The organism is Oryzomicrobium sp., assembly GCF_036820405.1.
Taxonomy (GTDB): Bacteria; Pseudomonadota; Gammaproteobacteria; order Burkholderiales; family Rhodocyclaceae; genus Oryzomicrobium.
In genome coordinates this window covers 137032-163166 of the sequence record NZ_DAISLS010000013.1, presented here as the reverse complement: position 1 = coordinate 163166, position 26135 = coordinate 137032, and the positions used below count along the sequence as shown (strand labels likewise).

Genomic DNA, 26135 nt, shown 5'->3' with positions numbered 1-26135 from the left:
GATTAAGGCGGAAGCGTTTCCGCCCTTACCCCCAGTTGGGGACTCTGACATTAATGACGGCGGGCCTGGCGGCTGTTGTCCTCATTGACCGTGGCACTTACCTCACGGCCGTTGATGCTGACCTGCACTGGCCGGCGACAAAGATCCTTCATGGCTTCGAGTTGCTGCCGCATCAACTCGATTTCCTCGTCGCCGCGCCCCATGGCGGCCGCCACATCGTCCTTGACCAGCCATTCCCCTACGGCCTGACCGATGGCGCCACCGATCAAGGCCCCGGGAATGGCCCCAAAGCCGCCAAACAAGGCACCTACGCCACCGCCGATGGCCGCCCCGGCGGCGGCGCCGGCCGTTCCGGCCACCACCCGCCCCGTCTGGGCATTCTTCTGGGTATCGTTCAGTTCATCGTTGTTGCGGATAGCGACCACGTCCATGGCACCGGTCACAACGGCTACCGCCCCTCCGGTAGCCGCCGATGTTTTTGCACCATTACCAAACCGTGCGCCGCGGGTTTGCCACTTGCCCGGGGTGGCCTGGGGCAGCAGCAAGGGGTCGGTTCGGCCACCCGGGGCCGAACGGCCACTGCCGACTCCAGGCGCCCCCGGACTACCGCCGGGCCAGTTGGTCACAAACACCGGCTGCGCCGACCCGGCAGCCGCTCCGGCGCGGCCGGTGATGCCCCCGGGGGAATGAAGCTGTTTCCAGCCCAGCCGGCCAGCGATCAGCGCGCCGACCCCGCCGACGATGAGTTGCCCGAGATGGCCATTTTCGACCAGGTCCGCCAGGCCGCCGACCAGATACCCACTGGCCTTCATCGGCGCTCCTTTCTCCAGCTCGGCGAAGGTGCTGTTTTTCAGACGGTCGAACTGGGCGCCCAGCCCCTCCATATTCACCTTGAGCTTGTCAGCCGCTGAGGCCGACTTTTCCACCTGGGCCTCAAACTCAGCGAAGGATGTTTCCTTGGCCGAAAAGAAGGCGGCAGCCCGTCCCCCTTCCTCGCCGAACAGCAGATGCCCCAGCCGAATTTTGTCCTTGTCGCTCTTGAGCGACTGGAACTTCTGGCGCGTCATCTCGATGACCTCACCGAAGTCCTTGAGCGTTTCAGTACCATCGGCATTCTTCTGCCAATAGTTGAGGCCGGATTCCTGCAGGGCCGCACGCTTGTGCTTGGTGGTACCGGCAAGACCTTCCATAAAGCGGTTCAGGCTGGTGCCGGCCATGTTGCCGAGGGGGTCCAGGTAGCCCAGGGCCGCCACCATGCGTTTCGGGTCGATCTTCAGCTGGGCCGCGGAAGCGCTGACCAGCTGGGCGTTGTACAGGATGTCTGACGACTTCATCGCCGAGGCATCATCGACCCGTATGATCTGATCGGCCAAGGCCTTGTATTGCTCCTGAGATTTGAAGCTGAAGGCGTTGCCGAGGGAGCCGATCTGAGCCGCGGCGATCTCCGGCGCCAGCCCCCCCAACTGCGCCAGGGCCGCCGTGGCATAGGCGGCGCCGTGCTTGCCTTGCACATCCTGGAGACGCACGCCTGATTTGAGCAGCTGGCCGGTGATATTGACCATGTCGGCATCGGAAAAAATGGTCTGCTTCGACAGGTCGCGTGCGGTCGCTCGCACCTCCTGCAACTGCTTGGTCAGCTCCGCCGCCGACCCGACGCCGCTCATGATGTTGGCCTTGACGCCGAGCATCGCTTTTTCCAGCTCGACGGCCCCATTGATCCCAGCCCGCATCGACAGCAAGCCGCCACCGGCCATGGCCATTCGAGTCAGGCTGGAGAATCCGTTCAGTTGCGCGTTGAGGCGCTGCATGGCCGAGGCGGCGCTGGCAAACGCACCACTGGCCGTGCGGCCGAAGGCCTTCATCTCCGCAGCGCTGCGATTGACCACGCGGGATAGGGGGCTGCCATCGGCCGAGAGGCGCAAGAACAGTTGCAGGTTGGCGCTCATCGACCTACCCTTTCATCATGAATACTCAACATGACCCGCTCGCCGATGCCGCAACCGATTTTTTCTGGCTGAGCCTGCTCTTCTGGGCGCTCGCCGGTATCGTGCTGATCGTCGGCGGCGCCCTGTGGTATGCCCTGCAAGGGCTTGTTTTCTGCCTGCTGGTGCTGTGGCATGGCAGCGTGGCGCTGTGTCGTTACATCGCCGGCTTGGTGCGGCGGGCCGCCACGTAGCGCTTGGTCTCGCCCTCGCCGCCACCCTTTTGTGGCACCTCCGCCAGCGCCATCCCCAGCAGCCACAGCCACTGCCCTCCCGTTAGTTGGCAGGCGGGCAGACCAAAGTAGTAATAAGCCTTTTCAGCGTGGCGGTACTTGAAACGTTCGAAAGTGCTTTCTCTGGCGTTTTTTTTACCGCCTCCAGCAGTTCAGCAAAGGCCGCCTCACCCAGGGCGGCCTCACTGGGCGAGAACTGCTTTTCATGCTCCAGGTAGGCTTCGACCAGGTAAGAGCGTTCGCTGCGGCTGAGTGCATCACGCAAGGCCTGGGCCGAGGCCGCCACGGGGTTCCCCGTGTCCGGGTCGACCACTGCCCGTTGCAGCAGCTGGCTGGCCTTTTCGTCCTCGAACAGGTCGGCAGTGGCAACGGTCAGTTCCAGCTTGCGCTGATCCATGGCGGCCTGGGCTGCAAGACCGGCGTCCAGATAATCCTGCTCGGACAACACGCGCAGCCCCAGCTCGACATTCCCCACGGTCACCCGGCGCAGCGCCGAACGGCCCGCCTTCAAACGGGCGAGAAGATCGCTCATGCCACTTCCTCCCGTAACGAAGCCATGGTCAGGTCACGCTTGGCCTCGCCATCCACCGTGTACTTGGCGCCCACGTCGATGGTGAAGCAGTCGTAGTACTTGGTGCGCTTGCCGCCGTTGCTCACCGGATAGATGGTGATCAGGGCGCCCTCGATCTTCTTCCAGTCCGGCTCCCCGGTCAGGGGAATGATCGCCGTGACCTTCAGGTCGATCTCTTCGATGCCACGGGAAAACCCCTTGGCGCGACCCGTCTTGTTCATGGTCTTGACCAGCTTGCGGCCGGTCTTGACCGTGACGTCCAGGCTCTCGATCTCGACCTCCTGGCCATCGACTTCCATCACGATGGCGCCGAGATATTCTTCCAATGCCATGTCGTTCTCCTAGGTGGCAGGGTTACAGCAGCAGGTCGATGCGGGCGGCGAATACATGCAGGCCGTTGACGACATCGGTGGGGATGCGGGCATCGAGGCGGTTGGGGTCTTGCAGATCCCGCTCGACGATGTGGCCGTCCTTGTTGGCATCCACGTTCTCCAGGATTTCCAGCTCTTCGAGCTTGTAGGAGACGTCCAGGAGCTGGTCCCGCACCTTGGGCGGGGTCCGCTCCGACAGCTTCTCCCGCGGGAAGCGCAGGGCGATGCGGGTGCGGTAGGCCGTCCGGGCGTAGTCCAGTGTGCGGATGGTGGTCAGGTCGAGCAGGCTGATGTCGGCGATGCCCTGGGGGTCCGTGGTGTAGGTGGTGATGGCACGCACGATCTGCACCCGCTCGCCGGGGCCCACCTCCAACGGGGTGACGCCGTTGTAGAGGCAGTTCTCCTGCTCGGTGCGCCCCAAGCGGCTGGCCAGCGGCGGCGGGGCGATGCCGGTCAGCTCCAAGGTGTTGAGCGGGCGGGCCGGGTCTTCTTCACCGGCGCACACGGCGGCATAGGCGGCCCCCACTTCCCAGGGCAGGCTGGCGGATTTCGGCAACAGGGCCAGGGATTGGCGGCCATCGTCCAGCGCTGCCGCCAGGGTGATGGCCTGAGCCAGGGTGCCGGTGTGGCCGAGGGCGGCAAAGGCGCCGCGCTGCTCCATGGGGCCGCTGACACTGGTCAGGTGGGTGCGCAGGGCAGTGAGCGAGGTGGCGTCGATGTAGGGCACGTTGATCACGTTGTGCCCGGCGCCGAACATGGCGGCCAAGGCCGGCGCCAGGGCCGGGTCGGTGGCGCCGCCGCTCATTGCGGTGAGGGTGGCCACCACGCCGGTCTGCCCGGTGCCGGCGGTGCTGAGGAGGATGTAATTCCCCAGGGTGCCCTTGTTCTTGGCGGTCAGAGTCACCGTCGCCTGGCTGGCCGCCGCCGTAACCGGCAGGTCGGCCTTGGCATTGATGGCGGCCGCCAAGCCGGTGGCGATGGAGGTGGTGCTGTCGCCGGTGGCCATGGCGATGGTGACGTAGTCGTTGCCGATGGCCAGGGTCAGTGTGCCCGGGCCGCTGGCCGGGTTGGAGATGGCGACGGTGCCGGTGGCAGCCAGGGAGGCCGCGTCGTCATTGAGCAGAATTAGCGTCATCTGCAGGTAGGGGTTGGCGCGGATCGCGGCCCGCACCTGCAGGTGGGCGATGGAGCCCCGGCCAGCGTAGAGGGCAGCCTCGGCGTCGGAAAACACATCCACCGGCGAGAGGGCCGGGAGGATGCCGGCGGCGGTCTTCTGACCGACCACCAGCACACGCTGCAGGTTGCCCGGCAGGGTGCGCACCGCCAGCTTGGTGTTGAACTCAAAATACTTGCCCGGCTTGCGGGTGCTGGCCTGGATCTGGTCGAAGGCAATGTTTGCGGATGCCATGGTGTGCTCCGTTACGCAGTGACGGTGGGGCCATCGGCGGGGGGCGCCTTGGCTTTCTTGGCAGCGGTTCCGGGCTGCACTTGGACAAGGTCGCCTTCGGCGATGCGGCGCAGGTAGTAGGCGGACTCGGCAACCTCAAACCCGGGCAAGCCTTCCGGGGGCGTGTCGGTGATGTACTCCCGGGGCTTTTCTTCCTTGGGCACCTTCAATCCGGTGCAGGCGAGGACCAGCATGGTGTTCTCCTAGGTCGGTCAGGACAGCGTGACGAGGTCGGACGCGTCGGGTTTTCCGTCGTCCGGCTGGAGGTAGTAGTTGAGGCCGATGCGCAGCCAGTCGTCGGCCACCACGCCATTGGGGCCGAGGGCCTCGACGGCTTCGGGCTCGACGATGAAGGCGGTGTGCCACTCCTGGGCGAAGACCGAGAGGGCCAGGTTGTTCAACTTCAGGTTGTAGAGGGTCTTGACCGCGCCCGGCTCGAAGCGGGCAATGGGCAGGCCGAAGTCCTGGTTGAGCAGGATGCGGCGGGCGTCCTCCAGCATGTGGTATGCCCCAGGTTCCTTGACCTGGCCGCCAACCGTGAGGCCGCGCCGGGAGAATGGCTCGCTGCGCACGCTGCGCGCCCCCACCATGACGGCGAAGGTGGCGGGCATCTTCCATTTGGTCTTGCTCGCCCCCCAGGGCACCGGCTTGCCGCCGCCGGCATAGACCACCCAGATGCCGGGCAGCTTGCGCACGACCTGGGCGATGTCGTCGTCGAACTCGCCGCCATAGGTTTCCAGGGTGGCCACCTTGTAGCCGAGCCGGCCGTCGTTGGCGGCGGCCAGGCGGGCAAGGATGGCGTCTTCGATCTGGGCGATCATCAGTAGTCCGCCAGGGTATTGCGGTCGAAGGTGCGCCGGCCGTTGACGATCAGCACCGTGCCCGAGGTGGCCACCGGCTGGCTGGCCGGATCGAGCCCCAGAGAGAGGTGGCCGTCCTTGATCCGCTCCAGGAGGCGGATGGCGTCCTTGTAGCGGTTGCGGGCCGGCTCGGTCTCCTGGGCATCGGCACCACAAAGCTGGTAGCGGGCGATGTCGCAGGCCACGCCCACCAGCAGCCGGGGCACGGTGGCCAGCGGCAGGGCATAGCGGCCACCCAGGTGGGCATCGATCACGTCGCCGGCCTGCTCGATGGCCGCCGCCAGGACGACCGCATCGACCTGGGCGGTCAGGTTGCGGTCGCTGATGGCGATCACCTCGCGCTCGCCGAAGCGGGCGATCATGTCGGCCTGGGTGGCGTAGGGCATGGCCGGTGATCCTTACTCAGCCGGCGCCGGGTCGGCAGCGATTTCCGCAATGGCCTTGACACCCTTCAGCTGCTGCAGGTCGTTCTCCCGGCAGTCAAAGGTGTCGCCATCGGGCAGGTCGGGGCCATAGAGGGTGCCGTCGTAATTGATCGGAACCAGCGCTTTGACGCTGATGGCAGGAATCGACTTGTCATTCTTAGCCATGAGGCTCTCCTATGTTTCGGGCTTTCCGTACCCAGCCAGGAGAAATTCCTGGCTGGGCTAGGCACGGGGCTGGTGGTTATTCAGTTAGCCGATGACGTTCTGGAAGAAATAGCCGGCATCGGGGGCACTGATCACTTCCTTGACGCTCTCACCGGAGCGGACACGCTCGCCGCCCCGCAGACCGACTTTAGGTTCAGGAAGCGCACCGGCGATGCGGGTACCCCACTGGGCAGTAAAGCCGTAGCAGGGCTGCCCGAGCTGAGCCGCCTGGAGGGAGGTGAAAGTCAGGGAGCAATGCTTGCCCCAGGCACGCTGATAGTTGGGGGCCTGCCCCTTGCGGGCGGTGTTAACCCAGGCCTGGCCGACGTTGATCTTCTCCAGCTCCAAGAGTTCGGCAAGGGCCTGGCGAGTAACCACGCCGGCACCCTGCTGGGTCTTGAACACGGCCTGAACGATCTTGGGATGCTGGCGCAGCGTGGTCCAGGCCGCCTGGCCGATATTCATCTGATTGGGGCGCACCAGCGTCGAGTCCAGGGCCGTCAGCAGCGCATAGAGGGGATTGGAGTTGGCGTAATCGCTCCACTGGCTCGTCCCGCCCAGGGTCTGCTGGTTGGCAGCCACATAGTTGGCGGCATTGAACACCGTGTTGGCCACGCGAACCTCCCGGTCCAACTGGACCAGACTGGTGAGCATCATGGTGGAGAGGGCGCGGGGATCGATGGGGCCACCACTGGCAGGTTTGGCCATGTCTTCCCAGGCCTTGATGTCGTCGTTGGGAACGAGATCATCGAGGCCGTGGTCCTCGACCTCATCATTGATCAAGGTGCCGCCGAAATCGACCATGTTCGGTTCGGACCGGCGCCCAACCTTGGTATCGGGTACGGTAAAGCCCTGAGCGGCACCGTACTTTGTGTAAGAGAATTTCTTGGCCGTCGGGACCCGAGGGAGTGCCTCATCGGCGATCAGAACGATGTCGGGATTCCGGTAGCCGATAGCTACGGCAGAGAGGGACGGGCTCACGGGGAAAGCCGTGGTACTCAGGCCGATACCGACCAACATTTCGCCACCGGCACCATGGCCGACCAAGCCAAAATGATGGGCGACCAGGGCCGCAACGACGACGAAGAGGGCCCACGCCAGGCGCAGGAAAATGGGGCGAGTCAGTTTCATGGGAAACTCCTATGGAAAGTTGGATAACGCCTAGCCCTGGAGGGTGGAGAGGCTGAGCAGCACCCGGATGACATCGCCGGCGGCAGTAGCGGTTTCCAGGGTGGAACCGACGACGCTGTTGTTGGTGCCGGCCGCCGGAGCGGCGGCTATGCCTCGACCGAGCGTATCGGACGTGATGCGGGCACCACGGGGAATGGCAGCACCGGCCTCCACGTAGGCGATACCGGAGTGGGCCACATCCGTGCGTTCGCCGGCGGCGGGGCCCACTTCCGTGGTAACGCCGATCAGCAGGTCGGTGGGGCCGGTAGCGAAGGTGACGTTTCCATCCGCCGAACCGGGCTTGACGATGCGATAGGGCGAAATGGCGACGTCCGCCACGTAGTTCTTGACGATGCCGAGATTGGACACAGGAGTTCCTCCTTACTGTTCGTCGGGATTGCTCAGCCGGGCGACGGCTTCGGCAATGGTGATGTTGCGACCAGCCTTGGCTTCCGCTTCCTGGAATTCCACAGCCTTGGCAGCCAGGGCAACGGGGTCAGCGGTATCAACAAACTTCTCGCCGGGGCCGGCCACTTCGCTGAAGTCCACGGCCTTGGGCAGGCGTTCCAGGAAGTCCTTGAGGCCGGCGATGCCGGTCTTGGACTGCTTGGCCTCGCCCTCGCCGAACTCGATCACCCCGGTGTCGGCGGCAACGTGGTCCATGAAAGCGACGATGAAGTCCTTGTGGACGGGCAGTAGCTTGCCGTTCTTGATCAGCCCTTCGGCGAAGGCGGCGTTGTCGGTATGGCGGGCGGCAGCCTGGGCGGCTTTGTCCCGGGCGGTGGATTCCGCCAGCTGCTTCTTGAGCGTTTCGTTTTCGGTCGCAAGCGCGGCCGCTTGTTCAGGGGTCACTGTCGTCTCCTGGGTGGGTTGCTCGGAAAAAGCGGGAGCAGCAACCACCTGGGAGTCGTCCGCCGCCTCCTGGCGGGCGTCCTCTTCCAGGGTGGCTACGGCGTAGTGGGGGATGATCTGGTCGGCCTCGTCGAGGCCGAAGCGGCCGATGAGCCATTCGCGCATGCGGCGCCACAGGCTGGCGTTCTGCATGTCGGCCCAGTCGGCGAACTCGACCACGCCTTCCTCGGCGTCGGCGAACTCCGGGGCACGCATGCCTTTGACGGCGGGAGGCTGGGCGCCCAGGAAGCCGACGTGGCGCAGGTAATAGACCCCGGGGACGGGGTTCTGCGGGGAACTGGGGGAGTAGAAGCTGGCGGAGATCTTCTTGAATGCGCCCGCAGCCACCAGCTCGGCAAAGTCGGGGTTGACCTGGTGCGGCGCAGCCTCAAGGCCGCCCTCGGCGAAGGACAGGCCCTTGACCCAGCCATAGGCCGGGGCGTCGGCCTTGGGGTGGCCGACGACGATGGGGGCTTCGTGCTTGGCCGGATCGTATGCGTTGGCCGAGGCCTGCAGATCCGATTCGGAGAATTCAAGCGCGGCGCCGCTCATGGCGACATGGCGGCCGGGCTTGAAAATCTGGAGGGGCTTGGGGGCGTTCGGGTTGTCCATGGTCGCCATTTTGGCGACCGGCCCCGGGAGGGATAAGGCGGAAGCGTTTCCGGCTGAAACGCTGTGGTGGAGCGGCTTTTAGGCTATCACACCGCGATCTTTGTGAACAAATCCGGGGTAATTACAGTCGGCTGAAATTACCCCGGAGGGAATCACGTTCCAGCGTGCGGGGTCACCCCGACAATGGTTGCCGTGGTGATTTCACCGCGCAGTTCCGTCGCGTTGATGGAGAGATAAACCTGGGTGCGCTCCCACTCGGCCTGCTGGAGGAGCTTGATCTGTTCGTGCTCAAGGCTCTCGTCGATAAGCGATGCCATGAACTCACGCTTGGTATCGACGTTGAGTACCTTGAAACGTGCCTCACCTTCCTGGTGCCAATCCACCCGCAGGATCTGGTAGTTACCGTTGGCCTGAATCTCTTTGGACTCCGACCGCTTAGCCCTAGCCACAGCATGTGCAGTCGCGTTGTCCAGCTTTACACCAGCAACGGTCACAGTATCGGCATCGGCTACACCCTTCAGGACATCAGTCCGGGCCGCATCGAAGTATTGGCGGGCGTGATCGATTTCGGGGCGGGCCGTGAGCGCCTTGGTCAAGATTTCGTGGCGCTTCGTTTCTTCGGCAGACAGAGCAACGCGCGTCTGCATCTCCGCCTCGACCTTCTTGTCTTCGCTCTTGTGGCGCAAATACCACTTGTAAGCCAGGGTTCCGCCGGCAACGGCGGCAACACCCACCACCGACAAGACCACTTGCTCAGGACTCATCTTATCCACCAGTGCCGTTGAGAGTTTCTCTGCCCATTCCCCCAGGTTGACCTCTACCAGGGAGCTACCTTTCTCGACCTTCGCTTTGAACTTGAGGGAATCGCGCTCCTCAATCGAAAGCACCCGCGCATTGGCTGATTGGTGGACGAGACGCGCATAGGTACGGTTCATGGCGTGCTGCAATTCCACCAGGGCGGCGGCCATATCGGGCGTGATCGTACTCTCGTACCCTTCGCCTTCCAACTTGATGGAGAGAACAGGCCAGTTCTCAAAGCAAAGGCGGTAGGGCTGATAGCCCAATTCCTTGTTCAGCGCCTTCTCGATAAGTTTGAAGGCATCGGCTTCACTGGTGACTTTCAGGTCGATCCAGTCTCCCCCCTGCTGATCGGTATCTGCCACTACACATCCTCCCTGTCTGAAATGCCTGTCTAAATCGTTATAAAGCCCGTCACTCCAACTTCACCGGCATCCGGCTTTCTAGGCCGCCTAATCGGCCTTACAGGCCCGATTCTGGCCGAGGCGATTTTGGTGCTGCTGGCCGCTTCGGCTTCTGCTGAGCGGGCTGCCAGATCTGGCGGCCTTCTTTCGTCCGGACGCATTCCCTGTTGGGGTTCCCGGGTAGGACGCTGCCGATGGCGTAGGGCTTGCCTGCATAGGTGCAACCACCCAGTCGGGCCTCGGCCGTTTTGGCCCGCTCGTTCTGTGTGTAGGCAAAGGCTGCCCCCGCCACGGCGACCAGTCCGAGCAGTAGGGAGACGCGTAGGCGTCGGCGTGCTTTCTTTATTGCGGCGATCAACCCGCCTTCCAGCGCCTGGAAGCGGCCAGCATGCGTCGACACCAGGGCAGAGGTTTGCTCCAGCTGAATTCGCAGGGCTGAGGTGCGGTGGACCTCTTCACCCAGCATGCGCTCCAGTCGGCCACACTTTCCCTTCCACTCTTTCAGTTGCGCCGTCAGGTTGCTGTTCTGGATAGCCACGTCGGCCAGATCGCGTGCGCTACCCGCCTTGCTCTGCAGCGAGGCGTTCTCAAGCAATAGATCAAGGATGGCATGGGCACTATCGCGCTGACCGAGGCGCATGGCTTCGATGCTCTTGATGCCAATCGTGCGATGCAAAAACCTCCAGGTCTTCCAGCCGGGCTCGTCGTACTCGGCTTCCAGCTTATTGACCTTGGCATTCAGCTCGCTGCGTTCCTGCTTGGTCAGCTCGCGGCCACCGTCGTAGTAGTGGCTGTGGTGTTCGACGATATCTCCGCCCGCTACTTGGCCAACCGGGCCATGGAAGGTCTGCTGGATCTTCTCGGTATCGCTCTCACTCACCCTTCTTCTTCCTCCCGCCAACGTTGAAGGTAACCGGCTTGGTGTTCTTCAGGCCGCCCTCGACCACCTGGCCAACCTCCCCGTGGAAGACCTGCTTCGCCTTGGGTTGGCTGGCGCCCACAGCCCCTTGCAGAGCACCTACGGCGGCCATCTTTCCGGCAAGCGGCGCCGTCCGGTAGAGCGCGATCAGCTCACGCTCGTCTTCAGTCATCTGCGGCCCTGGGCCAGAGCCCGTAAGTACCCAAGCAGGGTCGGCTCCAAATTCGGTCATCAGCCGAAGCAGTGCGAGGGCATCTGGTGCCCGTTCCCCTGCCTCATAGCGGCCAACTGTTTTGCGCTCAATCCCGAGTCGCTCGGCAAATGCCGATTGAGTCAGGCGCCCACGAACAGCACGTAGCCGTTCACCAATTGCAGCCAGATCAAGATCGCCCATAAATCCCCACTTGGGTGCTTGACGATGTACCCAATCGGTCCCATAATTAACTCACACCGTCCAACCACGAACGGCAATTTAACCGGCACTCGCCAAAGTGCCCGCCCCCGAAGGAGCACCGCATGAACCTACGTACTGCCGACGAAGCCCGCGCCGAGCTGAAGCGTCAGGGCGTTTCCATCTCGCAATGGGCCATCGCCAATGGCTTTTCCACCAACCTGGTGTTCGAGGTTTTGGGCGGCCGCAAGAAGTGCGTCCGGGGCCAGGCCCACAACATCGCCGTCAAGCTCGGCATCAAGGATGGCGTGATCTGCACCGATCCCGCCAAGGCCCTGGACAACCATGCCGCCGGTGAACGCCGGACTGGTCATGAACGTCGCGCTGCATAAGACCTGCCATGTGCAACTGGACGTATGACCACCTTGCTAGTCGTTTGATGGCCGACCCCCAGGAATCAGCCGCAACGATCTACGCAGCGCGTCTTGAACAGCGTTTGGATCAGGTGAAGACGGCCCGCCAGCTAGCTCGGCAAGCGATAGCAGCAGCTCGCGTCCTACCACATCCGGCGGGCAGCTCTCAGCCTGCCGATGCAGAGCGGCCGCAATCTGCCGCGCTGAGTCCTGATCCTGGCATGCCGCCGCAGTCAGAGTCCCAAGCGCCAATGTCAGGGGCTGCACGTACTGCTCATAAACCGCCTCAAGACACGTCCCAATGAGTGCTTCGGCTTCTTCCCGCTCCATACCACCCTTTCATCATGAAGGTTGCGCCATGAGCCTCTACAACGCATTCGGTTTTATGGCAGACGCCCCGGTCATCGGGACGCTCGCGCCGTATCCAGCCGCTGCGCCAGCTCCTGCATCACCTGGCCGCACCGCTCAAGGCCAGGGTGTCGCCCTCGGTCATGCCCGAAGCGCCGCAACGTCTGGGACAGCTTCGGCCCATCAACCGCACCTTGCAGCTCCAGTTCGGCAATGAGGAACAGCAACGTGTGCCCCACCGCATCGACCCGCGCCGCCAGCTCGTTGAAATCCGGGTCCGCCATCACTTCCTCCAACTCTCGAATTATCTGCTTTTCATCGTATCGGCTGCAAATCCGTTACGACAGATGCAAAACCGGGATTTGTTTGGAGCCCCTGGGCGGGAGGGCATTCCAATGACCACGCGCAATTGGAAACGCGCCCAGCCGACCTCGCTGCGCAACGCCCTTGAGCTGTGCAAGGACTACGCGAAGGCGCGGCACAACCTTTCCGTGGAGCGCATTGCCGAGCGGATGGGGCTGACGGACCACTGGACCGTCTACAAGTGGATTCAGACCGGCCGCATCCCCGCCAACCTGATCCGCCCCTACGAGGCAGCCTGCGGCATCGACTACGTGACCCGCTGGCTGGCCGCCAGTTCCGGCCGGCTGCTGATCGACATCCCCACGGGCCGCATTGCCACCGCAGCCGACATGCAGGAGCTGCAGACGGTGCTCACCACCGCCGTTGGCCAACTGCTCCAGTTCCATGGCGGCAAGGCCGAAGCCCACGACACCCTGGCGGCGATCCAGCAGGCCACGGAAGGGCTGGCCTGGCACCACCGCAATGTCGAGAAGCATGCCCAGCCCGAGCTGGATTTTCAGGAGGTTTGACCATGCACGACCCACAGTGGATCAGCTACGACCTGGCCAAGAAGGTGCCGGACATGCGCCGCGGCTTTCGCATCGAGACCAACTACGGCGAGATCGACATCAGCGAGGCCGATGCCAAGCCCTTTGCCGACCTGGTCGAGCACCTGCTCGCCAAGAAGCTCAAGGCCCTGCAGGGAGGTACCGACCATGGCCGCCCCTGAGCAAAAGCAGTCCGCCCGTCGGGCCATCCGCCTGCTCTGGATTCTCCAGGGCAACACCTTCGACGGCCTGCGCCTCAAGCAGATCGCCGAGCAGCTCGACACCACCCAATCCACGGCCCTGCGCGACCTGGAGATGCTGGCCGAGGAAGGCGTGGCCGAACGCATCCCCGGCCGGGAAGAGTTCTGGCGCCTGACCCCCAAGCTGATCCAGCTGGCCCGGGCCCACGACGTGGAAATGACCCGCCTGCGCGCCCGGGTCGATGAAATCGACCAGCGCTACACCCGCTCACCCCTCTAAGGAGACCCCATGGGACGCAAAGCCCTCACCCCCACCGCTGACCCCGTTGGCCCCGACTTCGCCGGCGCCACGCCGCCGGACATGGCGGCCCAGGAGGCCGCCGTGAATCGCGCCCAGGAACTCGCGGGCGGCATGGCTGAAGAACGCGATCTGCTGAACCAGCTCCTGGGACAGGCGCAGATGGCGGATGCTTTCTCGCAATTTTCGAAGACGGTTTTCACTTCGAAACTGGCTTTCGTTAAGGAAAACAAGCTTTATCGGGCACTTAGCGGGAGGAAGAGTGAAAACGGTATTCAGTTTTCTGGCACATGGGATGAGTTCTGTGGGCTGATGAAAATCACCCCTCAACATGCGAATGACAACATTGCGAACCTCAAGGCACTCGGCGAAGAAGCCCTCGAAAGCATGTCCCGCATGGGCATCGGTTACCGCGAACTGCGCCAGTTCCGCCGCCTGCCGGACGATCAGAAGACTGCCCTGATCGAGGTGGCCAAGGCCGGCGACAAGGACTCCTTCCTGGAGCTGGCCGAAGACCTGATCGCCAAGCACGCCAGGGAAAAGGAGGCGCTGACCCAGCGCGCCGAGGAGGCCGAGGCCAACCTGGAAGCCCGAGCCCAGGTGCTGGCGGACAAGACCGCCAAGATCGACCAGCTCACCGAGAAGGTGGCCAAGGCCACGACGCGGGTGAAGGCCCAGCCGCCCGCCGAGGTGGGTGAGGAAATCCGCAAGGAAGTGACGCTGCTGGCGGCCCAGGCCGAGGTGGGCATCCGCGCCCTGTACGCCGGGCTGCAGGCGCTGGCGGACCATACCGAAGCCCACGGGATTGACCACGGCGAGTTCACCGCCGGGCTGATCTGCCAGCTGGAGCTGACCCTGCGCCAGCTGCGCAGCGAGTTCGACGTGAAGCGTGCCCCCGATGGCGATGCCACTCCGGAATGGCTGCGCCCCGGCGCCTCGGAAGCGGCGGCGGCCCGGGTGGCGGAGGACATGGCGGCAGCAGGCTGGAAGCGTGACGCCGATGGCCGCATGGTGCCCGCTGCGGAAACGGCGGACGCCTGAGCATGAGCGCCGCGCTGACCGAACGACTGGTGGCCGTCGCCCTGGCGGCCCGGCAAGCCGGGCACGGCGGCAAGGGCGCCATTTTAGACGCCGCGTGCCAGGAACTGGGGTTCTCCCGGGCCACCCTGGCACGCAAGATGAAGGAGGTGGCCGTCATGGCGCCACGCAAACGCCGTTCCGATGCCGGCCAGAGTGCCCTGACCCTCGACGAAGCCAAGCTGATCTCGGCCACGCTGATGGAATCCACCCGAAAGAACGACAAGCGCTTGTACGGGGTGGCGGATGCAGTCACGGCATTGCGCGCCAACGGGATGATCCGGGCCGAGTTCCTGGACAAGGACAGCGGCGAGCTGCGGCCGCTCTCTGAGAGCACGATTCACCGTGCTTTGCGCGGCTATGGTCTGCACCCGGACCAGCTGCTGGCGCCGGCGCCGGTGACTGAACTGGCGAGTAAGCACCCCAACCACGTGTGGCAGATCGATGCCTCGCTGTGCACCCTGTACTACCTGGCCAATGGCAACAAGGGCCGGGGCCACCAGGGCCTGCAGGGTCTGGATGGGAGCGTCTACTACAAGAACAAGCCGGGCAACCTGGAGCGGGTGTCGGCCAACCGGGTGTGGCGCTACGTGGTCACCGACCACGCCAGCGGCTGGGTGTACGTCGAGTATGTGCTCGGCGCGGAGTCCGGCGAGAACCTGTGCTCGGTGTTCATCAACGCCATGCAGGAGCGCGGTGGCGCCGACATGATGCACGGCTGCCCGTCGATGATCATGACCGACCCCGGCGCAGCCATGACCGGCGCCCTGTTCCGCAACCTGTGCCGGGCCCTGGGCATTGCCCTGGTGATCAACAAGGTGGGCAACGCCCGGGCCAAGGGCCAGGTGGAGAACGCCAACAACCTGGTGGAAACCAAGTTTGAGCCGGGCCTGAAGTTTAGGCCGGTGTCCGGTCTGGAGGAGCTGAACAGCTTGGCCCGGGCCTGGCGCGAGAACTTCAACGCCACCGAGATCCACCGCCGTCATGGCAAGGCGCGCAGCCAGGTGTGGATGACCATCGCCCCCCACCAGCTGATCAAGGCCCCTTCGGTGGCGGTGTGCCGCGAGCTGGCGGTGGCCGAGCCGGAAAGCCGCAAGGTCACCCCGAAGCTGCGTGTGTCTTTCCAGGGCCGCGAGTACGACGTTTCCACCGTGCCGGGCGTGATGGTCGGCGAGAAGGTGATGGTCACCCGCAACCCCTGGCGCGACGACGCGGCCCAGGTGGTGCTGGTGGGCGAGGACGGGAACGAAGTCTTCCATGTCGTCCACGAGGTGGAGAAGACCGAATTCGGCTTCAGCACCGACGCCGCCACCATCGGCGAGCGCTACAAGCGCCATGCCGATACCCCGGCGCAGACGGCCCAGAAGGAAATCGAGCAATTGGTCACCGGCACCAGCAGCCAGGCCGATGCCGAGGCGGCCCGAAAAGCCAAGGCTCTGCCGCTCGGCGGCCAGTTCAACCCCTACAAGCACATCGACGACGCCACCTTGCCGGCCTTCCTGCCGCGCCGTGGCACGGCCCACGGGCTGGTGGCGCCACGAGTGGAGCTGCCGCCGCTCTCCCACGTCGAGGCCGCCAAGCAGCTCAAGGCCCGGGTGGAGGCTGCCGGCGGGGAGTGGACGGCCGACCGCTTCGGTTGGCTGCAGCAGCGCTACCCGGAAGGCGTTCCTGAAGATCAGCTCGACGCGATTGCCGCCGAGCTTTCCGGCCCCCGCGGGGGCATGCAACGGCCGCTGCAGGTGGTACGGGCAGCGGCAGGAGGTGAGTGATGTTGAAGCTGAAGAAGGTGCTGGAGGCCAACGCCCTCAAGCAAGCGGCCTTGGCCAAGGCGCTGGGGCTGTCGCCGGCGACCGTGGCCCAGATCGTGAACCACGGCGAATGGCCCCGGAGCCTGGACGAGTTGGACTTGAAGGAGCGGATTCTCGACTTCCTGGAAGCCAATGGCGCCAAGAAGGCCGACTTGTCCGGTGTCTTTGAAGAAGTGAGCGAGCCGCGCGCCAACGCGGCCCGCTCGGTCTCCCCGTCGAAAACCGCTGAAGAAATCAACCAGGAGGACTCCATGTTACTGCGTAAACAGACCCTGTTCCCCCACACCCGCAAGCACTTCGGGATGTTCCGCGACCCCTTTGCCGACGATGCCATCCAGTCCGCGGATGACATGTACGTGAGCCCGGACATCCGCTACGTCCGCGAAGCCATGCTGCAGACCGCCAAGCACGGTGGCCTGCTGGCGGTGGTGGCCGAGAGCGGTGCCGGCAAGACGACCCTGATGCGCGACCTGGAAGACCGGATCGCTCGGGAGAACCAGCCGATCCTGCTGATCAAGCCCTACGTGCTGGGCATGGAGGACAACGACCAGAAGGGCAAGACCCTCAAGGCTACCCACATCGCCGAGGCGTTGATGGCAGCAGTGGCACCCCTGGAAAAGCCCAAGAGCAGCCCGGAGGCGCGCTTCGCCCAGCTGCACAAGGCGCTCAAGGAGAGCCACGCCGCCGGGTACCGCCACTGCCTGGTGATCGACGAGGCCAACGCGCTGCCCATCCCGACCATCAAGCACCTGAAGCGCTTCTTCGAGCTGGAACTGGGCTTCAAGAAGCTGCTGTCGATCATCCTGATCGGCCAACCGGAGCTGAAGGCCAAGCTCTCCGAGCGCGATGCGGCGGTGCGTGAAGTGGTGCAGCGCTGCGAGATGGTGGAGCTGGCCCCCCTGGAGGGCAGCCGCCTGGAGGAATACCTGAAATTCAAGTTCGAGCGCTTGGGCAAGCCGGTGGGCGAGGTGATCGACGCCAGCGGCATCGATGCCCTGCGCGCCAAGCTGAGCCATACCACCACACGGCGGGACCGGCCGGAGACGGTGTCCCTGCTGTACCCGCTGGCGGTGGGCAACCTGCTGGCGGCCTGCATGAACCTGGCCGCCCAGCTCGGGGTGCCGGTTGTGAACGCCGACGTTGTGAAGGGGGTGTGACATGCCGCGCAATCCTGCCCTTCGCCCCGTATCCCAAGCCGAACGCCGCTGCCTGCACCAGGAAGGCAACGACCGCTACGCCGCCGCGCTGGATGACGTACGCCGCGCCATCGTCTGGCTGACCGGCCTGGGCATGCCCGTGCTGGCCGTAGCGATCCTGCGCACCGGGCCGGTGATCCATGTGGCCCCCAGCCCCCAGCTGCACATCAAGCTCGACGACGTGGCCGACATCGGCCAGACGAACCATGGCGGCCTGCTCAAGCGGCGCTACGCCGCCCGCCGCTACGACGTGCAAATCCAGTGGGAGGAACTGCAATGAGGCTGCCGTTCATCACCTTCATTGGCCGGTGCCTCAAAGCCCGGCGCTACGTGCGGGCCCTGCGCTACACCTGGCGCCATGCCTTCGCCGTTTCCAGCCGGCCGGAGTTTTGACAGATGAGCGGCCTTCCCACCGTCTGCTGCCCGGCCTGCAATGCCCGCATGAGCCTGGACGTGGTGATGGGGCACCAGGGGGCCCGGGACGCTCTCCTGGCGCTCGCCGAGCTGCACCCGGCCATGGCCACCCTGGCCAGCGCCGCGGTGCGCTACGTGGGCCTGTTCGCCCCGGCCAAGCAGGTGATGCGCTTCGACGCGGTGGCCAGCCGCCTGAGCGAGTTGGCCGCCCTGATCGCCCCGGGGCGCATCGAGGACCGGGGCCGGGCGTGGGTGACGCCGGTGAGCTACTGGGTGGATGCCATGGAACACATGCTTGCCACCCGGGACAAGCTACAGCTGCCGCTCTCCGGCCACAACTACCTCAAGCGCATCGTCGTCGGTATCGCCGACCGGGCCGAGGGGCGTAGCGAAGCGGCCCGAGAGGCCGACCGCCGCAACCCCTACAGCGTGGATCGCCAGTCCGGCGACTTCACCCAGGTCGGTGAAGCCATGACCGGCGAGGCCAAGCCCCGGGAGCCGCCGCAGCGTTCCGCCCCCAGCCACGAAGCCCGCGAAATGATGAACCGAATCAAGAAAGGACAGCCAGCATGACCAACGACAAGTACATGAAGGACAACCAGGGGCGCCTGGTGCCCATCGAAACTATCCGGCCCATCGACATCGAGCGCGACAAGCTGGTGGCCGACATCGTCGCCAAGGCCCGCGCCCTCCGCGAGCAGATCGCCGCCTTCAAGGCGGGTGTCTTCGGCGATGTTGCCGCATTCATCGAGCTGAGCGCCGAGCAGTACGGCGCCAAGGTCGGCGGCCAGAAGGGCAACGTCACCCTGGTCAGTTTCGACGGCCGCTACAAGGTCGTGCGGGCCATCTCCGAGCGCCTTACCTTCGACGAGCGCCTCCAGGCCGCCAAGGCACTGATCGACGAGTGCATCACCGACTGGAGCAAAGGGTCCAGCCCGCAAATCCAGGCCCTGGTCCATGACGCATTTCAAGTCGACAAGGAAGGGAACATCAACACCGGCCGAGTGCTCGGCCTGCGCCGCATCGCCATCGACGACGAGCGCTGGAACAAGGCCATGACGGCCATCGGCGAGGCGGTGCAGGTCACCGGCAGCAAGTCCTACATCCGGGTTTATGAGCAGGTTGGCGACACCGACCAGTACGCCCCGATCCCCCTCGACATCGCGGCGGTGTGACATGGGGCTTCTGCACAGAATTGGCCAGTGGCCCACGATGACGCTGAAAGATCTTGTTGATGATGGTGAGCGTCAGACCGATGACCAGTTCGACTCCGTCGAACTGGGGATGAACAACGGACGCACAGTCGCAATCATCGTAATTTCCGCTGATCGAGACATCGACGATGAAGTGGCTGCCTTTCGCCACATGATTATGGAGTGATCATGAGCGACAACGCCAAAATCCTGGACAAGATCAAGAAGTGCCTGGCCCTGTCCGCCAGCAGCAACGAGCACGAAGCCGAGGCCGCTCTGCGCCAAGCCCGCAAGCTGATGGAGGCTCACGGCATCACCGACCTGGACATCCAGGCCGCCGAGGCCGAAGAGTGCCGGGCAAAGGCCGGGGCCAAATCCAATCCCGCTAACTGGGAAACCATGCTGGCGGCGAAGGTCGGTGAAGCCTTCGGTTGTCGAGTGATCTTCTCCAATGGCTACTTCTGGGATGAAAAGGGGGAGTGGTGCTTCATCGGCTGCGGTGCGGCCCCGGAGGTTGCCCACTATGCCTTTACGGTGCTGCACCGTCAGGCCAAGCGATCACGGGAAGAGCACATCAAGGCCAAGCTCAAACGCTGCAAGGTGGCTACAAAGACGCGCCGCGCCGATCTGTTCAGCGAAGGCTGGGTGCGGTCTGTGGTCGGCACGATTGCAGCGTTTTCAGGGAATGACCAGCGGGCCGCCGCCATTGACGCCTACATGGCCAAGCACCACCCGAACCTGAGCAATCTGAAACCCCGCAACCGTAACGACGGCCGCAAGCTCCGCGACCACGAATACGACGACTATGACGCCGGTAGCCGCTCCGGGCGCAATGCACAGCTGAATCATGGCATCGGCGGCACGGCATCCCCCTTGGCCCTGGAGTGACGGAATGGCCGCTACCACTACTTCCAGCCCACGCCTCGCCGCCCGGCGCCGTGCCGTACACGCTGCCGCCCGCCAGCTCGGCATGGACGACTCCACCCGCCGCGACATGCTCGCTGGCGTGGCTGGCGTGCGTTCCACCACCGAGCTGACCTTGGCGGCCTGCGACAGGGTGCTGGACCATTTGTCCCGACTCGGCGCCGGTAAGCCCGGCCAGGCCAAGCTAGGCCACCAGCCTGGTCAGCCTCACAACCTGGATCGGGTCGAACTGCTGAAGAAGGTGGAGGCCCTGCTAGCGGACATGCAGCTGCCCTGGTCCTACGCCGACGCCATCGCCCGGCAGCAGACCCGCCGTAAGGGGGGCATCGAGCGGCTGGCCTGGGTGCCTGATAGGGATCTCGTCGGGGTGATCGCTGCCCTGGATCGCAAGAAGAAAGCCATGCTGGCCGTTGCCTCGGGTGAGCTGCATGCGCTGCTCGATCAACGCGGGCTGACTGGGGCATGGGCGCTCAATGCGGCCGAGGCTATGGGCCGTCTCACCAACCCCTGGAAGTGGTATCAGTGCCTGGAAACCCTGCGGCTGATCACCGCCCAGCTGCGCGAGTCTGGAGCGGCGAAGTGAACACCGAGGTCGAGTCCCGCTACTTGCCCGGCGTTCTGCAGGAGATCGCCGCCCTGGTCGGCCTGCCCGCCACTCTGGCGCTGGTGCGGGCTTATGGGGGCACACGCCTGTACGTGCCCAAGCGCTTTGATCCGGACCACCCCATCGTCAAGTACGTGGGCCATGAGGCGGCGGCCAAGCTGGTGGCTTCTTATGGCGGCCTGGAGCACTTCGACTTGCCCAAGGGAGACATCGCGGTGAAGGCCGCCCGGGACAAGCAGATCCGCGCCAAGCGCTCCGGCGGCACGACCCATGCGCGCCTGGCCGTGGAGTTCGGTCTGACCGAGCGCCAAATCCGCAACATCCTGGGCCCCGAAGAGGATGACAGGCAGGTAGGGCTGTTCTAAGGTTATGGCTTTTACAGGGGGACGTATGCGGAATCTGTTTGTCGTGATGCTGGCGCTTGTTGTGGTGGGCTGCGGGGAGCAGGCGCCGCCCCAGCAGCAGCCTGCCGAGCCGGCCCCGCCGGTAAAGACCCACAACTACTCGCTCAAGGATGGGTACGAATACGGCTATGAGCGCAAGGTTTCTGTCGATGAGCGCAACAAGGGGCAGGCGGCCAGTTCGCTCATGATGGCCCGATACGCCGGGCGGCTGGATGGCAAGTACCAGGTCTTCCTCAAGAACGCTGCCGCGCCTGGCGCTTATGCCGTCGCCGAATGCACGAATCCCTGCGAGTTCATGAAGAGCATGGTCTTTTTTCAGGGCCGCCATATGTCGACCGAGCGACTGCGCGTCCAGCCTGGGGTCATTGGCTGGATGATCCTGGAAGACGCCATCAACGGTGAGCTGGAGCAATTCGTCGGCGATGATGACGGGCGCAAATACACCGTCTGGTTCGATGAGAAAAAAGGGCTGGTGAAGAAAAAGCTGGATAAGCCGAATTCGTAATCGGCCAACCGCTTCAGAGAATGACTACGAGATAGGGCGCTTCGGCGCCCTTTCCCTTTTTCCGGAAGCCTTTCCGCCTTATTCGCACTCCCGCGCGCGCGTAGCCTGCGGGCATGGCTACCCAACGCAAAACCGCATCCCCGCGCTGCCTCGCGCTGATCAAGCGCCATGAGGGCATCCGCGACGGCGACCCGAGCACGCCGAACTTCGACCCCTACATGGACCCGGTGGGCATCTGGACCATCGGCTGGGGGCACGCCATCCGCTTCAATGGACGCATTCTCAGAGGGTCGGCCGACAAGGCTCTTGCACGGTCGCTCTACACGAACGGGATCACCCTGGCCAAGGCGGAAGCCATCCTGGCCACCGACGTTGGCGCCGTCGAGACCTACCTGAATGCCGTCCTCCCGGGCCTCAACCAGAACCAGTTCGATGCCCTGGTGAGCTTCGCTTTCAACGTCGGCCTGAGCGCCTTCGAGACCTCCACGCTCTTCCGGAAGTTGAAGGCTGGCGACATTGCTGGCGCGGCCGAGCAATTCGGCCGCTGGATCTACTCCGAAGGCAAGAAACTGGCCGGACTGGTCACGCGCCGGGGCGATGAACAAGCTCTTTTTCTGACCCCGGAGGCCGCCAATGCGCTCGCGTGAACCCAAGCCCTGGTGGCGGAGCCGGACGATCCGCTTCAACGCCGTCGTCGCGGCCCTTGCGGCCATCGAGGCCAATGCCCATCTGATCCAGCCCTATGTGCCCGGCAGCGTGTATGGCTGGGGGATGGTGTTCCTGGCCGGTGGCAATGCCGTGCTGCGCCTGCTCACCGCCCAGGGGGTCAGCCTGAAATGAGCAAAGCCACATCGATCCTGATTGCAGTTCTGGCCGGGCTGGTCCTCTTCGTCGCCGGCTACTTCATCGGCAAATCCAACGAGCAAACCGCCAACCAGGCCGAGCAGGGAAAGGCCCTGGAGGTCGCTGTCGAGAAACACGACCAGGCAGCCGCCGCCGGCCAGGTGGTGGAGCAGCAGTCGGAGGCTCGGGCTGCCAAGACCGAGGCCGCTTTCAACACCATTCAAAAGGGAGTTGTCACCTATGCGCAGAAGCATCTTGCTGGCCCTGGCAGCCAGTGCGGCCTTGACCCTGACGGCCTGCGCCTCTGGCGGGCCGCGAACGATGGCGCCGACGCTGGCACCGCCGGCGGCGAGGATGGCGCCTTGCCCGCCGCTGCCGCAGCCGGGGAGTGGAAGCCTGACGGATCTGCTGGCGAACCACGTCGCGGTGGCGAAGGTGTATCACCAGTGCCGGGATCGGCACCAGGGGTTGATCGACTGGTTGAAGGTCACTGAGAAAGAATCGATGTGACCGACGTATTCGACAGCGCCCAAGAGCGCGAAGCAGAGCTGCTCGCTGATGCGCTGCGCGACCAAGCCCGCCGCGCCGGGCTTTCCGACAAGAGCATTGCGGACTCGGCCGAGCATTGCCAGGTCTGCGAGAAAGCGATTCCCGAAGCCCGGCGCCGGGCGCTGCCTGGCGTGCAGACCTGCGTGGCCTGCCAGCAGGAGCTGGAGCATGGCCTGCGGAGGGCTGCCCGATGACGATGCAGGTTGACCTGTGGACGTTGCTGACCTTCCTGATCGGCCTGCTCCTCACCTTCCTGGCCTGCATCTTCGGTTTTGCCAAAGTACTGGGGGCCCAGATCGATAAGCGCCTGGAAGAAAGATTCAAGGCCCAGGAGCAGGCCCGCGAGACTGGGGCCAAGGCGCTGCGGGAGGCCATCGATACCTATGCCGAAGAGGGCAAGCGCACCGCCGAACAGGTCGCCGCCCTGGAGCGGGACTTCCTCGAATGGAAGGCCGAATTGCCTATCTATTACGTGCGCCGAGATGACTACATCCGCGGCCAATCCGTCATCGAGGCCAAGCTCGATGCCCTCTACAACAAGCTCGAAGTGGTGCAACTGAAGGGAGCCACCCATGGTTGATCTGGTCAAGGTGCGGCGGGAGTCGATCCGCTGGCAGATCCTGCTGACCCTCAATAACGCCCGTCCCATCGGGGCCTGGGAAGAGACGGTGCTAGCCGTGATCCAGAGCACCTATGCGGATGCCTCGCCCCTGGAACTGCGCCGGGAGCTGGATTACCTGGCCGACCGGGATCTTGTCGAGCTGAAGAAAGACCCGGCTGGGCGCTGGCTGGCGGACCTGACCCGGTTTGGCACCGACGTGGCGGAATACACCGTCGACTGCGACCCGGGCATTGCCCGTCCGCATAAATACTGGGCTTCCTGACCCATGGCCAAGCGCTCGAAGATCGAGGGGTTGCCGCCGGCGGTGAAGGCGTGGCTCGATGCGGCCCTGGTGGAAGGTAACTTCAGCGGCTACGAGCAGCTGGCCGCCGAACTGAAGAAGCGTGGCTTCGACATCGGCAAGAGCAGCATCCACCGTTACGGATCGCAGTTCGAGGAGCGCCTGGCCACCCTCAAGCTGGCCAGCCAGCAGGCCAAGGCCATCGTCGATGCTGCGCCGGATGAGGAAGGTGCAGTTTCCGAGGCGCTGATGCGCCTGGTGCAGGAGAAGCTGTTCCAGGTGATGCTCGACTTCCAGGTCGATCCCAAGAAGCCGCTGAACATCGCCAGCGCCGCCAAGGCCATCGCCGAGCTGTCCCGGGCCACCGTCGGCCAGAAGAAATGGCTGGCTGAAGTCCGGGAAAAGGCCCGGACGGCGGCCGAGGCCGTCACCCAGGTCGCCAAGAAGGGCGGCCTCAGTGCCGAGGCGGTGGACACCATCCGCCGGGAAATTCTGGGGATCGCAGGTTAAGCCATGGACCAGAAGCCGCTATTCATCCCCCTCAAACGTGAATTCTTTCTTGCCTTCCAAGCAGGAGAAAAAAACACCGAATTCCGGCGCTATGGGACACGCTGGAATGAGAAAACCTGCTCTGTTGGGCGGGAAGTTGTGCTCAGCCTCGGCTATGGAAAAAAACACCGTATCCACGGTGTGATCGTCGGTTTTGAGCGCAGCGAAGCCCCGGTAACGACTAAGGCTTGGCTGGATTGCTACGGCCACAGCGCCGGAGAAGCAGCCTGCATTCGCATCGCTGTCGAAGGACAGATGGAATGATGGCCCCGACTGTCCTCCTCCCGTACCAGCAGGACTGGATCGCCGACCGGGCGGCCGTCAAGGTCTGCGAGAAGTCGCGGCGGGTCGGCCTGTCCTGGGCCGAGGCGGCTGATGCCGCCTTGACTGGTGCCGCCGACCGCAGCGCCGGCGGTGATGACACCTGGTACATCGGCTACAACCAGGACATGGCCAAGGAGTTCATCCGCGACGTCGGCTTCTGGGCCAAGCACTACCAGCTCGCCGCCGGCGAGATGGAGGAAGAAGTCATCAAGGACGAAGACAAGGACATCCTGACCTTTGTCATCAAGTTCGCTTCCGGATTTCGCGTTACCGCGCTCTCCAGCCGCCCGTCCAACCTCCGGGGCAAGCAGGGCCGCGTCGTGATCGACGAGGCCGCCTTCCACGACGACCTGCAGGGCCTGATCAAGGCAGCCATGGCGCTGCTCATGTGGGGCGGCAAGGTCCGCATCGTCAGCACCCACGACGGGGATGCCAACCCGTTCAACGAGCTGGTACTGGACTGCCGGGCCAAAAAGGTGCCCTACAGCCTGCACCGCATCGAGTTCAAGGCGGCCGTCGCCCAGGGCCTCTTCAAGCGCATCTGCCTCTCCACCGGCCGGGAGTGGACGCCCGAGGCCGAGGCGGCCTGGGTGGCCGAGATGTACGCCTTCTACGGCGACCACGCGGCCGAGGAACTAGACGTAATCCCCAGCTCCGGCAGCGGCGCTTACCTGACCCGGGCCCAGATCGAGGCGTGCATGGCGGAAGGCATCCCGGTGCTGCGCCTGGCGCAGCCCGACGGCTTCTCCCTGCTGGCCGCCCATCTTCGAGAAGGCGAGATCAAGGACTGGTGCGACGAGAAGCTGCTGCCGCTGCTGCTCCGGCTCGATCCCGAGCAGGACCACTTCTTCGGCGAGGACTTCGCCCGCTCCGGCGACTTGACCGCCATCTGGCCTCTGGCCCAGACCCAGGCCCTCGGCCTGGTCACTCCGTTCGTGGTCGAGCTGCGCAACATTCCCTTCGAGCAGCAGAAGCAGATCCTCTTCTACCTGGTGCGTCGGCTGCCGCGCTTTCGCGCCGGGGCGATGGATGCCCGAGGCAACGGCCAGTATCTGGCCGAGGTGGCCATGCAGGAGTTCGGCGCCAGCCGCATTGCCCAGGTGATGCTCTCCACTGAGTGGTACCGGGACAACATGCCCCAGTTCAAGGCCGCCATCGAGGACCGTACCCTGCAGCTACCCAAGGACGCCGACGTCCTGGCCGACCTGCGCGCCATCCGCATGGAGAAGGGCGTGGCCAAGGTGCCCGACAGCACCCGGGGGCGTGGCAGCGACGGTCGCGACCGCCACGGCGATACCGCCATTGCCCTGGCGCTGGCCACCCACGCCGTGTTCGAGATGGAACCGGCTCCTATCGAATTCCAAGCCCTGGGCCAGATCCGCGCTTCTGCCCAGTACGCCGACTACCTGGGATAAC

40 protein-coding genes are annotated in these 26135 nt (G+C 64.4%); 25 read left to right on the top strand and 15 right to left on the bottom strand.

Going from position 1 to position 26135, the window contains the following annotated elements; all coding sequences use genetic code 11:
- Positions 1-50: 50 nt before the first annotated feature.
- Positions 51-1946, bottom strand: a complete 1896-nt coding sequence (locus V7Z98_RS14265; protein WP_334158718.1) for a phage tail tape measure protein — start codon at positions 1944-1946, stop codon at positions 51-53.
- 17 nt (positions 1947-1963) lie between these two features.
- Here V7Z98_RS14265 and V7Z98_RS14260 point away from each other — a divergent pair, with 17 nt between their 5' ends.
- Entirely contained in the window at positions 1964-2176 is a 213-nt protein-coding gene (locus V7Z98_RS14260) for a hypothetical protein (RefSeq protein ID WP_334158716.1), read from the top strand.
- 82 nt (positions 2177-2258) lie between these two features.
- On the opposite strand, the gene V7Z98_RS14255 is transcribed toward V7Z98_RS14260, so the two are convergent.
- The 13 genes from V7Z98_RS14255 to V7Z98_RS14195 all read right to left on the bottom strand — a co-directional run bounded on the left by V7Z98_RS14255 (position 2259) and on the right by V7Z98_RS14195 (position 11281).
- Complete coding sequence (locus tag V7Z98_RS14255) at positions 2259-2747, bottom strand: hypothetical protein (protein WP_334158715.1); 489 nt, start codon at positions 2745-2747, stop codon at positions 2259-2261.
- The gene (locus tag V7Z98_RS14250) at positions 2744-3118 is read right to left on the bottom strand and encodes a hypothetical protein (RefSeq protein WP_334158714.1); all 375 of its coding nucleotides are present in this window, start codon (positions 3116-3118) and stop codon (positions 2744-2746) included. The genes V7Z98_RS14255 and V7Z98_RS14250 overlap by 4 nt, the downstream gene beginning before the upstream one ends.
- 22 nt (positions 3119-3140) lie before the next feature.
- Complete coding sequence (locus tag V7Z98_RS14245) at positions 3141-4565, bottom strand: phage tail sheath subtilisin-like domain-containing protein (protein ID WP_334158713.1); 1425 nt, start codon at positions 4563-4565, stop codon at positions 3141-3143.
- A gap of 11 nt (positions 4566-4576) precedes the next feature.
- Entirely contained in the window at positions 4577-4798 is a 222-nt protein-coding gene (locus V7Z98_RS14240; protein WP_334158711.1) for a DUF2635 domain-containing protein, read from the bottom strand.
- Positions 4799-4816: 18 nt separating this feature from the next.
- Positions 4817-5425 carry a DUF1834 family protein gene (locus V7Z98_RS14235; protein ID WP_334158710.1) on the bottom strand — a complete coding sequence of 203 codons (609 nt, stop codon included), beginning with the start codon at positions 5423-5425 and terminating at the stop codon, positions 4817-4819.
- A complete protein-coding gene (locus V7Z98_RS14230) occupies positions 5425-5850 on the bottom strand; it encodes a gp436 family protein (protein WP_334158709.1) in 426 nt (141 codons plus the stop codon). Before V7Z98_RS14230 ends, V7Z98_RS14235 begins: the two co-directional genes overlap by 1 nt.
- A gap of 12 nt (positions 5851-5862) precedes the next feature.
- On the bottom strand, positions 5863-6054 hold the full coding sequence (locus tag V7Z98_RS14225; RefSeq protein WP_334158708.1) for a hypothetical protein: 192 nt from the start codon (positions 6052-6054) through the stop codon (positions 5863-5865).
- Between the two features lie 84 nt (positions 6055-6138).
- Entirely contained in the window at positions 6139-7224 is a 1086-nt protein-coding gene (locus tag V7Z98_RS14220) for a hypothetical protein (protein ID WP_334158707.1), read from the bottom strand.
- A 30-nt stretch (positions 7225-7254) separates the two neighbouring features.
- Positions 7255-7632: a capsid cement protein gene (locus tag V7Z98_RS14215; RefSeq protein WP_334158706.1), complete on the bottom strand. Its 378-nt coding sequence runs from the start codon at positions 7630-7632 to the stop codon at positions 7255-7257.
- A 12-nt stretch (positions 7633-7644) separates the two neighbouring features.
- The gene (locus V7Z98_RS14210) at positions 7645-8766 is read right to left on the bottom strand and encodes a hypothetical protein (RefSeq protein WP_334158704.1); all 1122 of its coding nucleotides are present in this window, start codon (positions 8764-8766) and stop codon (positions 7645-7647) included.
- A gap of 152 nt (positions 8767-8918) precedes the next feature.
- Complete coding sequence (locus V7Z98_RS14205; protein WP_334158703.1) at positions 8919-9929, bottom strand: hypothetical protein; 1011 nt, start codon at positions 9927-9929, stop codon at positions 8919-8921.
- Between the two features lie 97 nt (positions 9930-10026).
- Positions 10027-10848, bottom strand: a complete 822-nt coding sequence (locus tag V7Z98_RS14200) for a hypothetical protein (RefSeq protein ID WP_334158701.1) — start codon at positions 10846-10848, stop codon at positions 10027-10029.
- The gene (locus V7Z98_RS14195) at positions 10841-11281 is read right to left on the bottom strand and encodes a helix-turn-helix domain-containing protein (RefSeq protein WP_334158699.1); all 441 of its coding nucleotides are present in this window, start codon (positions 11279-11281) and stop codon (positions 10841-10843) included. Before V7Z98_RS14195 ends, V7Z98_RS14200 begins: the two co-directional genes overlap by 8 nt.
- 122 nt (positions 11282-11403) lie before the next feature.
- On the opposite strand from V7Z98_RS14195, the gene V7Z98_RS14190 reads away from it, so the two are divergent.
- Entirely contained in the window at positions 11404-11670 is a 267-nt protein-coding gene (locus V7Z98_RS14190; RefSeq protein ID WP_334158697.1) for a DNA-binding protein, read from the top strand.
- Between the two features lie 422 nt (positions 11671-12092).
- Here the strand turns inward: V7Z98_RS14190 and V7Z98_RS14185 are convergent, their stop codons facing one another.
- Positions 12093-12323 (bottom strand): hypothetical protein, encoded by a 231-nt coding sequence (locus V7Z98_RS14185; RefSeq protein ID WP_334158696.1) that lies wholly within the window; start codon positions 12321-12323, stop codon positions 12093-12095.
- A gap of 111 nt (positions 12324-12434) precedes the next feature.
- Here V7Z98_RS14185 and V7Z98_RS14180 point away from each other — a divergent pair, with 111 nt between their 5' ends.
- The 23 genes from V7Z98_RS14180 (at position 12435) to V7Z98_RS14070 (ending at position 26134) form a co-directional block, all read left to right on the top strand.
- A complete protein-coding gene (locus tag V7Z98_RS14180) occupies positions 12435-12911 on the top strand; it encodes a hypothetical protein (RefSeq protein ID WP_334158694.1) in 477 nt (158 codons plus the stop codon).
- Between the two features lie 2 nt (positions 12912-12913).
- On the top strand, positions 12914-13111 hold the full coding sequence (locus V7Z98_RS14175; protein WP_334158692.1) for a hypothetical protein: 198 nt from the start codon (positions 12914-12916) through the stop codon (positions 13109-13111).
- Positions 13098-13409 carry a helix-turn-helix domain-containing protein gene (locus tag V7Z98_RS14170; RefSeq protein WP_334158690.1) on the top strand — a complete coding sequence of 104 codons (312 nt, stop codon included), beginning with the start codon at positions 13098-13100 and terminating at the stop codon, positions 13407-13409. The genes V7Z98_RS14175 and V7Z98_RS14170 overlap by 14 nt, the downstream gene beginning before the upstream one ends.
- 9 nt (positions 13410-13418) lie before the next feature.
- A complete protein-coding gene (locus tag V7Z98_RS14165) occupies positions 13419-14468 on the top strand; it encodes a hypothetical protein (RefSeq protein WP_334158688.1) in 1050 nt (349 codons plus the stop codon).
- 2 nt (positions 14469-14470) lie between these two features.
- Positions 14471-16273, top strand: coding sequence for a DDE-type integrase/transposase/recombinase (locus tag V7Z98_RS14160; RefSeq protein WP_334158687.1), 1803 nt, complete (start codon positions 14471-14473; stop codon positions 16271-16273).
- On the top strand, positions 16273-17469 hold the full coding sequence (locus V7Z98_RS14155) for an ExeA family protein (RefSeq protein ID WP_334158685.1): 1197 nt from the start codon (positions 16273-16275) through the stop codon (positions 17467-17469). Before V7Z98_RS14160 ends, V7Z98_RS14155 begins: the two co-directional genes overlap by 1 nt.
- A gap of 1 nt (position 17470) precedes the next feature.
- Complete coding sequence (locus V7Z98_RS14150) at positions 17471-17788, top strand: hypothetical protein (RefSeq protein WP_334158684.1); 318 nt, start codon at positions 17471-17473, stop codon at positions 17786-17788.
- Between the two features lie 116 nt (positions 17789-17904).
- Positions 17905-18495 carry a hypothetical protein gene (locus V7Z98_RS14145; RefSeq protein ID WP_334158682.1) on the top strand — a complete coding sequence of 197 codons (591 nt, stop codon included), beginning with the start codon at positions 17905-17907 and terminating at the stop codon, positions 18493-18495.
- On the top strand, positions 18492-19097 hold the full coding sequence (locus V7Z98_RS14140; RefSeq protein ID WP_334158680.1) for a DUF3164 family protein: 606 nt from the start codon (positions 18492-18494) through the stop codon (positions 19095-19097). Before V7Z98_RS14145 ends, V7Z98_RS14140 begins: the two co-directional genes overlap by 4 nt.
- 1 nt (position 19098) lies before the next feature.
- The gene (locus tag V7Z98_RS14135; protein ID WP_334158679.1) at positions 19099-19302 is read left to right on the top strand and encodes a hypothetical protein; all 204 of its coding nucleotides are present in this window, start codon (positions 19099-19101) and stop codon (positions 19300-19302) included.
- Positions 19303-19304: 2 nt separating this feature from the next.
- Positions 19305-20003 carry a DUF2786 domain-containing protein gene (locus V7Z98_RS14130; protein WP_334158678.1) on the top strand — a complete coding sequence of 233 codons (699 nt, stop codon included), beginning with the start codon at positions 19305-19307 and terminating at the stop codon, positions 20001-20003.
- Positions 20004-20007: 4 nt separating this feature from the next.
- Positions 20008-20622, top strand: a complete 615-nt coding sequence (locus tag V7Z98_RS14125) for a regulatory protein GemA (RefSeq protein WP_334158676.1) — start codon at positions 20008-20010, stop codon at positions 20620-20622.
- Entirely contained in the window at positions 20619-21008 is a 390-nt protein-coding gene (locus V7Z98_RS14120; protein WP_334158675.1) for a Mor transcription activator family protein, read from the top strand. Before V7Z98_RS14125 ends, V7Z98_RS14120 begins: the two co-directional genes overlap by 4 nt.
- Positions 21009-21033: 25 nt before the next feature.
- Positions 21034-21552, top strand: coding sequence for a hypothetical protein (locus V7Z98_RS14115; RefSeq protein WP_334158674.1), 519 nt, complete (start codon positions 21034-21036; stop codon positions 21550-21552).
- Positions 21553-21665: 113 nt separating this feature from the next.
- Positions 21666-22199 (top strand): lysozyme, encoded by a 534-nt coding sequence (locus V7Z98_RS14110; protein ID WP_334158673.1) that lies wholly within the window; start codon positions 21666-21668, stop codon positions 22197-22199.
- The gene (locus V7Z98_RS14105; protein WP_334158672.1) at positions 22186-22392 is read left to right on the top strand and encodes a hypothetical protein; all 207 of its coding nucleotides are present in this window, start codon (positions 22186-22188) and stop codon (positions 22390-22392) included. Before V7Z98_RS14110 ends, V7Z98_RS14105 begins: the two co-directional genes overlap by 14 nt.
- 243 nt (positions 22393-22635) lie before the next feature.
- A complete protein-coding gene (lysC, locus tag V7Z98_RS17905; protein WP_442951848.1) occupies positions 22636-22905 on the top strand; it encodes an Rz1-like lysis system protein LysC in 270 nt (89 codons plus the stop codon).
- Complete coding sequence (locus V7Z98_RS14095; RefSeq protein ID WP_334158670.1) at positions 22902-23138, top strand: TraR/DksA C4-type zinc finger protein; 237 nt, start codon at positions 22902-22904, stop codon at positions 23136-23138. Before lysC ends, V7Z98_RS14095 begins: the two co-directional genes overlap by 4 nt.
- Positions 23135-23524, top strand: a complete 390-nt coding sequence (locus V7Z98_RS14090) for a hypothetical protein (protein WP_334158669.1) — start codon at positions 23135-23137, stop codon at positions 23522-23524. Before V7Z98_RS14095 ends, V7Z98_RS14090 begins: the two co-directional genes overlap by 4 nt.
- The gene (locus V7Z98_RS14085) at positions 23517-23828 is read left to right on the top strand and encodes a hypothetical protein (protein ID WP_334158668.1); all 312 of its coding nucleotides are present in this window, start codon (positions 23517-23519) and stop codon (positions 23826-23828) included. The genes V7Z98_RS14090 and V7Z98_RS14085 overlap by 8 nt, the downstream gene beginning before the upstream one ends.
- A 3-nt stretch (positions 23829-23831) precedes the next feature.
- The gene (locus V7Z98_RS14080) at positions 23832-24356 is read left to right on the top strand and encodes a DUF3486 family protein (RefSeq protein ID WP_334158667.1); all 525 of its coding nucleotides are present in this window, start codon (positions 23832-23834) and stop codon (positions 24354-24356) included.
- 3 nt (positions 24357-24359) lie between these two features.
- Positions 24360-24659 carry a hypothetical protein gene (locus tag V7Z98_RS14075; protein WP_334158666.1) on the top strand — a complete coding sequence of 100 codons (300 nt, stop codon included), beginning with the start codon at positions 24360-24362 and terminating at the stop codon, positions 24657-24659.
- Positions 24656-26134: a hypothetical protein gene (locus V7Z98_RS14070; protein WP_334158665.1), complete on the top strand. Its 1479-nt coding sequence runs from the start codon at positions 24656-24658 to the stop codon at positions 26132-26134. Before V7Z98_RS14075 ends, V7Z98_RS14070 begins: the two co-directional genes overlap by 4 nt.
- Position 26135: the final 1 nt, after the last annotated feature.